Source organism: Actinosynnema sp. (assembly GCF_052038725.1).
In genome coordinates, this window is the sequence record NZ_JBQGCX010000638.1 from 1 (window position 1) to 4,472 (window position 4,472).

The window sequence follows — 4,472 nt, forward strand, 5'->3', positions numbered from 1 at the left end:
GACCTCCGCCACCCGGTCGGTCAGCTGGGACAGGCGCACCGCGGCCCCCGTGCCCGCCAGGAGGACCAGGGCAGCCGCCGCGGCGGTCAGGAGCCTCGGCCAGGGTCGGCGTGGCCTCAGGGGCACCGCAACGGGCGCAGAGGGCACAGCGGGCGCGTCGACCGGCTCCGCCTCCACGGCCGCCAAGAGCCTCGCCCGCAGCCGTGGCGGCGGGTCGTGCTGCTCCAGGGCTCCGCCGATCGCAGCCGCCACCTCCTCGGTCTCCCGCACCACCCGCGCGCACCGCGCGCAGCCGGGCAGGTGCGCCAGGAAGGCGACCTCCTCGTCCGGCCCCAGCGCCCGCAGCGCCCACCCGGCCGCCAGCTCCTCACCGGAGCAGCGCCCCGACTCCCCCGTCACCGCCGCGCCTCCGTCGCCTCGTCGTTCTCCCCGGTCCACACGGACCGCAGCAACCCCCGCAGCCGCCGCACGGCCGCGAACGTGCGCGACTTGACCGTGCCCAGCGGCACCCCGGTCAGCGCCGCCACCTCGGCCTGCGTGTACCCGCCCAGGTACGCCAGCGACAGCACCTGCCGCTGGTCCTCGGGCAGCCTGCCCAACGCGGCCCGCACCTCCGCGCCGACCAGCCCGGCCAGCGCGGCGCCGTCCGCGCCCTCGGCGGGCGGCACGGCGCGCTCGGACACCTCGTCGGTGAGCGGCACGGACCTGACCCTGCGGGTGTTCTCCCTGCGGACGGCGTCGACCGCGCGGTGGTGCACCACGGTCATCAGCCACGTCCCGAACGCGCCCTTGGCGCTGTCGTACCCTTGTGGACTGCGCCACAGGACCAGGAAGGCCTCCTGCACCACGTCCTCGGCGAGGTCGGGGTCGACGCAGATCCTCCTGGCCAACGAGTAAGCCGGACGACCGTAGCGGTCGTACAGATGTCCGAACGCGGTCCGGTCCCCCTCGACCACCCGCGCGACGAGGGCGGCGTCGAACGCTCGCCCGCCCGTCGCGGCAGGTGTCGGGGGGTCTGGGCGCGGCGGCGGTGCGGGCGGGTAAGCCACCAGAGAGGTCCTCACGTCCAACATTCGCGCAACAGCCGGTACCGGGTTCAGGTTAAACCGAGCAAGATAGCCCTAGAGGGGACACCAGCGGATACAGAGAGCAACAAAACAGGCACGTACAGAAGTCTTGTTAGCCCAGAAGGGTGATAAACGCCCCGATGTCGAGCGTTCCTCGCCACAGACACGTCACATCTGGCGAACTCGGTCGTTTGCTAGGCCGGGAAGGGAGAAGAGGGTAACGACGATGCGCAATGACCACGTCACGCTCCGCTCAACAGCGGTCTTCGACCTGCTGGCGCCACGCACCCCGGCTGTTCCGGTGCAGGTGGAGCTCCGATACGACACGAAGGACCCGTACGCGGTCATCGCCGCGTTCCGCACCGGCCGCGCCGGGTGGGTCGAGTGGGTGTTCGCCCGCGACCTCCTCGCCGACGGGCTGATCGCGGACGCCGGTGACGGCGACGTCCGGATCCGACCCGCGGCCGACGACCCCGAGGTGGTGGTGATCGAGCTCAGCTCGCCGTCAGGGCACGCCATGTTCGAGGCCTCCGCCCAGGAGCTCGCCGACTTCCTCGACCGGACGTACGACGTCGTGGTTCCGGGGAACGAGCACCTGTGGGTCGACGTGGACGAGGCGCTGACGCACCTGATCTCCAACGACCTGAGCTGAAAGCGCAGGTCGCAGGGCCGGGGGACCCCCGATTTGATTCTGCGGCCAGGTGTGTAATAAAGTTCCTCCTGCACCGAGGAAGACGCGAACCGGAGCCGGAAACGGCAAAGGGAAGTGAATTCCGAGGGGCGTGCGGATGTAGCGCAGTTGGTAGCGCATCACCTTGCCAAGGTGAGGGTCGCGAGTTCGAGTCTCGTCATCCGCTCGGCAGAGGGCCCCTTGGGCTCAGGCCAAATATTCGGTGTGCTAGCATTCCGGAGAAGTTGGCGGAGTGGCCGAGTGGCTTAGGCAAGGGCCTGCAAAGCCCTGTACACGGGTTCGATTCCCGTCTCCGCCTCGGACGATTAGCTCAGCGGGAGAGCACTACCTTGACACGGTAGGGGTCACTGGTTCAATCCCAGTATCGTCCACAGGAGAAGGCCGAGCGCCCGGTAGGTGGTTATCCACCTACCGGGCGTTCTGCGGTGCGCGGAGCACTTCCGGTCGTGCCGCGGGGACGACCCGCGGCACGCGAGCGGTTCCCCGCTGTCCCGAATGCGCCGGGCGGCGCCCGCTCGCCGGGTGGAACGCGGTTCCGCGCACCACTCCATCCGTGGTCCGCCGATTCTCGCGGCGGCCGGTGAGAAGAGGAGTCATCGTGCGGTACGGGCGTTCGGACGACGAGTGGGAGACGCTGGCGGAGGAGGGGAGGAGATTCCTCGTCGAGCAGGCGGAGTTGAAGCGCATGACCACGTACACCGAGTTCAACGCGACCATCGCGCGGCGCACCGGCCTGCGCGCGTTCGACTTCGACGCGGAGTCCGAGCGGGCCGCGCTCGGCGACCTGCTGGGGCACATCGCCGAGGGCTCGTTCCGGGAGACCGGCGGGCTGCTGATCAGCGCGCTCGTGCAGTACCTCAGCTCCAACGACGCGGGGTCCGGGTTCTACGCGCTGGCCAGGGCCAAGGGCCTTCCGGTTCCGGGCAACGCGACCGACCGCCAGCTGTTCTGGGCCGGGCACGTCGGCGCGCTGCACAAGCACTACGCGCGGCCGGTCGCGCGCAGGCACAGCGTGTGACGCGCTCCCCGGTCGCCTGACGCAGGCGGGGTCAGGGGCGAGGGGCGCCGAACCACTCGCGGAGGCGGGCGTCGAGTGCCTCCTGGTCCTCCCCCGCCCAGGCCACGTGGCCGTCCGGGCGCAGCAGCACGGCGGGGGCGGCGAGCCCGTCGCCGGTGTCCACGACGTGGTCGACCCGGTCCGCCCAGCCCGACGCGGTGAGCTTCCCGGTCTGGTCCAGGAGCAGGCCGCGCCCGGCGCGGGTCAGCTCGTAGAGGCGGGAGCGGCCGAGCTGGAGGTCCCGCTGGCGCCTGCCGACCAGCGGGTGGTCGTCGCCGAGGTCGTAGCGGAGGTCGATCGCCACGACCTTGCCGATGAGGTGGCGGTTGACCTCCTCGAAGTCCATCAGCTCGGACAGCAGCGCGCGGACGGCCACCGGGCCGGGTTCGGTGGAGAGCAGCTGCATCTGGGCGCGGGTGTTGTCCAGGACGTCGCGGGCGACCGGGCGGCGCTCGGCCCCGTAGGTGTCCAGGAGGGTCGGCGGGGCCCAGCCGGTGATCTCGGCGGCGAGCTTCCAGCCGAGGTTGACGGCGTCCTGGACGCCCAGGTTCAGGCCCTGGCCGCCGGTGGGCGGGTGGACGTGGGCTGCGTCGCCCGCGAGCAGGACGCGGTCGACGCGGTAGCGGTCGGCGAGCCGGGTGGCGTCGCCGAAGCGGGAGAGCCAGCGCGGGCTCCGGGCGCCGAGGTCGGTGCCCGCGGTGGCCCTGAGCTGGGCGGCGAACTCCTCCAGGGTGGGCGGGGTCGCCCGGTCCTCGGCGACGTGGGCGGCGGGGACGACGACGCGGTAGCGGCCGTCGCCCAGCGGGCCCGCGCCGAAGCGGAGCTGGGACCTGCGGACCTCGGTGACGACCCTGGTGATCTCCTCCGGGGGCGCGGTCAGCTCCAGCTCGCCGAGGAGGGTGTCGACCCTGCTGGGCTCGCCGGGGAACGGGACGCCGAGCAGCTTGCGGACGGTGCTGCGACCGCCGTCGCAGCCGACCAGGTGGCGGGCGCGCAGGGTGGAGCCGTCGGCCAGCTCGGCGGTGACGCCGTCCGCGTCCTGGGCCAGGCCGGTGAGCTCGGCGCCCCTGCGGATCTCGGCGCCCGCCTTGAGCGCGTGGGCGGTGAGCAGGGACTCGACCACGGGCTGGGGGATGCCGAGGACGTAGCCGTGCGCGGTGTCCAGGGCGTCCGGCGGCAGGGGTTTGGTGATGCCCGCGAAGAAGCCGCCCAGGGGGTGCTTCACGCCGCGCGCGAGGAAGTCGTCCAGGAGGCCGCGCTGGTCGAGCAGCTCGATGCTGCGCACGTGCAGGCCCAGCGCGCGGACGTGCGCGGGCGGTTCCGGCTCCCGGTCCAGGACCAGGGTCTCGACCCCGTGCAGGCGCAGCTCCGCGGCCAGCACGACACCGGTCGGTCCGGCTCCGACGATGATCACGTCAATCATGGTTGCCCGTTCGCCGTGGTTCGGTTCAGCCCGCCGCCGCGCCCGGTGGGGCGCGGTGCGGGACCCCGGTCGCGCCGGGGTCGTGGGGGCTTCGGGCGGAGATTGTGCGGCCGGACGGGGGTCTTGCGGCAAGAGGGGGTGTGCGCTATACGTTGACAGTGGCGGGGAGTGCTGTCCCGTCCTCCTCCCCCGGTTCCGGGGACTTCTCAGCGGTTCGACCTCGTGCTTCGGCGC

The 4,472-nt window shown here is 72.2% G+C and carries 4 protein-coding genes, 3 tRNA genes and 1 pseudogene; 5 read left to right on the top strand and 3 right to left on the bottom strand.

What is annotated here, in order from left to right; translation table 11 throughout:
- Both ACTUAL_RS13530 and ACTUAL_RS13535 read right to left on the bottom strand, forming a co-directional pair.
- Positions 1-399, bottom strand: a pseudogene (locus tag ACTUAL_RS13530) (hypothetical protein); the annotation flags it as partial.
- Positions 396-956: an RNA polymerase sigma factor gene (locus ACTUAL_RS13535; protein WP_440900483.1), complete on the bottom strand. Its 561-nt coding sequence runs from the start codon at positions 954-956 to the stop codon at positions 396-398. The pseudogene ACTUAL_RS13530 and the gene ACTUAL_RS13535, both read right to left, overlap by 4 nt.
- A 337-nt stretch (positions 957-1,293) precedes the next feature.
- On the opposite strand from ACTUAL_RS13535, the gene ACTUAL_RS13540 reads away from it, so the two are divergent.
- The 5 genes from ACTUAL_RS13540 to ACTUAL_RS13560 all read left to right on the top strand — a co-directional run bounded on the left by ACTUAL_RS13540 (position 1,294) and on the right by ACTUAL_RS13560 (position 2,776).
- Positions 1,294-1,719: an SsgA family sporulation/cell division regulator gene (locus tag ACTUAL_RS13540; protein ID WP_015800852.1), complete on the top strand. Its 426-nt coding sequence runs from the start codon at positions 1,294-1,296 to the stop codon at positions 1,717-1,719.
- A gap of 132 nt (positions 1,720-1,851) precedes the next feature.
- Positions 1,852-1,924, top strand: a tRNA-Gly gene (locus ACTUAL_RS13545).
- A 60-nt stretch (positions 1,925-1,984) separates the two neighbouring features.
- Positions 1,985-2,056: transfer RNA gene (locus ACTUAL_RS13550), tRNA-Cys, on the top strand.
- A 1-nt stretch (position 2,057) separates the two neighbouring features.
- Positions 2,058-2,129 (top strand) — tRNA-Val (locus tag ACTUAL_RS13555).
- 227 nt (positions 2,130-2,356) lie between these two features.
- Positions 2,357-2,776, top strand: coding sequence for a hypothetical protein (locus tag ACTUAL_RS13560; protein ID WP_096492534.1), 420 nt, complete (start codon positions 2,357-2,359; stop codon positions 2,774-2,776).
- 31 nt (positions 2,777-2,807) lie between these two features.
- Here ACTUAL_RS13560 and rox read toward each other — a convergent pair whose 3' ends face one another.
- Positions 2,808-4,238 carry a rifampin monooxygenase gene (gene rox / locus ACTUAL_RS13565; RefSeq protein ID WP_096492533.1) on the bottom strand — a complete coding sequence of 477 codons (1,431 nt, stop codon included), beginning with the start codon at positions 4,236-4,238 and terminating at the stop codon, positions 2,808-2,810.
- Between the last annotated feature and the right edge of the window lie 234 nt (positions 4,239-4,472).

Excerpts from the sequence above, each read along its gene's own strand:
- ACTUAL_RS13540 (WP_015800852.1), top strand. The coding sequence starts at position 1,294 with ATGCGCAATGACCACGTCACGCTCCGCTCAACAGCGGTCTTCGACCTG.
- rox (WP_096492533.1), bottom strand. The coding sequence starts at position 4,238 with ATGATTGACGTGATCATCGTCGGAGCCGGACCGACCGGTGTCGTGCTG.